General features: G+C 72.3%; 3 protein-coding genes. All 3 read left to right on the top strand.

The genetic code is table 11. The features are described from left to right. Positions 1-16: 16 nt before the first annotated feature. Complete coding sequence (locus VIG79_RS12610; protein WP_331886107.1) at positions 17-1,297, top strand: sulfate adenylyltransferase subunit 1; 1,281 nt, start codon at positions 17-19, stop codon at positions 1,295-1,297. Next, positions 1,297-2,571, top strand: coding sequence for a uroporphyrinogen-III C-methyltransferase (gene cobA / locus VIG79_RS12615; RefSeq protein WP_331886103.1), 1,275 nt, complete (start codon positions 1,297-1,299; stop codon positions 2,569-2,571). The genes VIG79_RS12610 and cobA overlap by 1 nt, the downstream gene beginning before the upstream one ends. 9 nt (positions 2,572-2,580) lie before the next feature. Then, a partial coding sequence (locus VIG79_RS12620; RefSeq protein WP_331886105.1) for a sirohydrochlorin chelatase occupies positions 2,581-3,191 on the top strand: 611 nt, incomplete at its 3' end.

A 3,191-nucleotide genomic window follows, 5' to 3' on the forward strand; every position in this document is an offset into this window, starting at 1 on the left:
CCCGCGGCGGCATGACCTGCTGCGGTTGGCCACGGCCGGATCGGTGGACGACGGGAAGTCCACGCTCGTCGGCCGGCTGCTCTATGACACGAAGTCCGTGCTGGCCGACCAGCTCGACGCCGTGGAGCGGGTCAGCCGCGAGCGCGGCCTCGACGCGGCGGATCTCGCGCTGCTCACCGACGGTCTGCGGGCCGAGCGTGAGCAGGGCATCACCATCGACGTGGCCTACCGGTACTTCTCCACGGCCACGCGCTCGTACGTCCTGGCCGACACTCCTGGCCATGTCCAGTACACGCGCAACATGGTGACCGGCGCGTCCACGGCCGAGCTGGCGCTGATCCTCATCGACGCCCGGCACGGGGTGGTCGAGCAGACCCGCCGGCACCTCGCCGTGACCGGGCTGCTGGGCGTGCGGCACGTCGCAGTCGCCGTCAACAAGATGGACCTGGTGGACTGGGACCAGCAGCGATTCGACGAGATCGTCGCCGAGTTCGTCCGTCACGCGGGGCGCTTCGGGATCGAGGATGTCGTCGCTGTGCCCGTCTCCGCGCTGTTCGGGGACAACGTCGTGGATCGTTCCCAGCGGGCCGAGTGGTACACCGGCCCGACCCTCCTCGAGCATCTCGAGGCGGTCCCGGTGGGGATCGACCCGTCGACACAACCGCTGCGCATGCCGGTCCAGTACGTGATCCGCCCGCAGAGTGCCGAGCACCGCGACTACCGGGGGTATGCCGGCCGGCTGGCTTCCGGGGTGGTTCGCCCCGGTGACGAGGTCACCGTGTTGCCGAGCGCGCGCACGACGACGGTGGTCGGGATCGACAGGGCGCGCGCCGACGGGTCGATCGAGTCCCTTGACGTGGCCTTCGCGCCGCAGTCGGTGGTGCTCAGACTCGCGGACGACCTCGACGTGTCTCGCGGCGACCTGGTGGCCTCGGCAGCGGAGCCAGGACTGCTGACCCGTGACCTGTCCGGGACGCTCGCCGTGCTGTCCGAACGGCCAGTGCGTCAGCGCGACCGAGTCCTGCTGCGGGTCGGCACCAGGACCGTCCGCGCCATGGTCGACGATGTCGTGGACCAGCTCGACATCGCGTCCATGGAGCAGCGCTCGGCTCCAGACGGCCTGGCGCTCAACGCCATCGGGCGGGTGCGGATCCGGCTCGCCGAGGACATCGCCATCGATGACTACCGGGACCTGCGCCGCACGGGAGCCTTCCTTCTCATCGACGAGTCCGACGGGTCCACGCTGGCCGCGGGTATGGCTGATGCGCCCGACCGAAGCGCCGGCGAGGGAATCTGATGTCCCAGCCGTCGTATCCGCTGACCCTCGACCTGACCGGACGTCGGGTCGTGGTGGTGGGTGGTGGCCCCGTGGCCGCGCGTCGGGTGGCTGGTCTGCTGGACGCCGGGGCCTCCGCAGAGGTGATCGCGCCCTTCATCTGCGAGGACCTGGCAGCACGGGTCGACCATGGCGAGATCCGGTGGTACGACAGGGACTACCTCGCCGGTGACCTGCTCGAGCCGGAGCCGGCGTGGCTGGTCCACACGGCCACGGGCTCACCGCAGGTCGACGCGCAGGTCGCCCGCGAGGCGCAGGCGGCCCGTATCTGGTGCATCCGGGCCGACGACGCGGGAGCGTCGTCGGCATGGACCCCCGCGGTGGCCCGTGGCACCGAGGGCACACCGGCGGACGGCCTCACGGTGGCCGTCACCGCCGGCGGAGACCCGCGGCGAGCCAGCGCGGTCCGGGACGCAGTGTTGGCGGCACTGGACTCGGGCACGCTCCCGGTTCGCCGGGTCCGCGCCGTCGGGTCCGCGCAATCGACCCACCCGCCGTTAGGACGCGTTGCCCTGGTCGGCGGTGGCCCCGGAGCGGACGACCTCATCACCGTCCGAGGGCGGGCCCTGCTCGCTGCTGCCGATGTGGTGGTCGCCGACCGGCTGGGGCCGCGTGGCTTGCTGGCCACCCTGGCGGCCGACGTAGAGGTGGTCGACGTGGGCAAGACCCCGGGCAACCATCCGGTCGCACAGGACCGCATCAACGAGCTCCTCGTGCATCACGCCCGGCTGGGCCGCAACGTCGTCCGGCTCAAGGGGGGCGACCCGTTCGTCCTGGGCCGGGGCGGGGAGGAGGCGCTCCACTGCGTCGAGCGCGGGATCGCCGTCGAGGTCGTGCCTGGCGTGACGTCCGCCGTATCCGTGCCCGCTGCCGCTGGGATCCCCGTGACCCACCGGGGCATCACCGCATCGTTCGTGGTCGCCTCGGCCCACGAGGGGGCCGACTCGGTGCTGCGAGCGGCCGCCGATGCCGCCCCGGACGCGACGCTGGTCCTGCTCATGGGAGTCACTGCGTTGGCCGACACAGCCGTCGCCCTGCTCGCGGCCGGCCGGGCCGCCGACACCCCTGTCGCCCTCATCGAACGTGGGTGGACCCCGGAGCAGCGGACCACCACGACCACCTTGGAACGTGCGGCGGCCGACGCGACGGCGGCAGGCGTCCGAGCGCCTGCCGTCGTGGTCGTCGGAGAGGTCGTCTCTGTGCGCAACCGGCTGGGCGACCTCACGGCGAGGTAGCGTCGCAGGGTGAGCCGAGCCCGCGACATCGTCCTCCTTGCGCACGGGTCGCCAGATCCTCGTCACGCCGCGGGCGTCGAGGAGCTGGCGGCGCATGTGCGCGCCCGCACCTCGGACCGGGCCGTGCACACGGCATACCTCGACCATCACCCCCCGACGCCGAGCGACGCCGCGGCGGCACTCTCCGGCCCGGCCGTCGTGGTGCCGGTGCTGCTGACTCCGGCGTACCACGCAACCGTCGACGTGCCGAATGCCGTCGAAGAGCTGACCCGGGGCTCAGGGGTGGACGTGGGGCTCGCCGATCCGCTCGGCCCCCACCACCTACTCCTGGACGCTGCCGAGGAGCTGCTTACCGCCGAAGGCATCGCCGCGTCGCCTACCACCGCGGTGATCCTGTATGCCGCGGGCTCGAGCGACAGCGCCGCCGTGCTCACCGTGGCGCAGACCATCGCTGCCGCGCCGCGTCACGGCTGGGGGCCGTGGGCCGTGGCAGCCCTCGATGGGGGGTCCTCGCTGAAGGACGTCCTACGCGGGCTGCCGGACGAGGTAGAACGGACCGTGGCCGTGTCCTTCATGGTCGCCGAGGGCATCCTGCGTGACCGGATGGCGCAGTACTGCGG

Source organism: Lapillicoccus sp. (assembly GCF_036559105.1).
In the GTDB taxonomy this organism is placed as follows: Bacteria; Actinomycetota; Actinomycetes; order Actinomycetales; family Dermatophilaceae; genus Lapillicoccus.

Coding starts and splice junctions, on each gene's coding strand:
- cobA (WP_331886103.1), top strand. CDS start 1,297: ATGTCCCAGCCGTCGTATCCGCTGACCCTCGACCTGACCGGACGTCGG.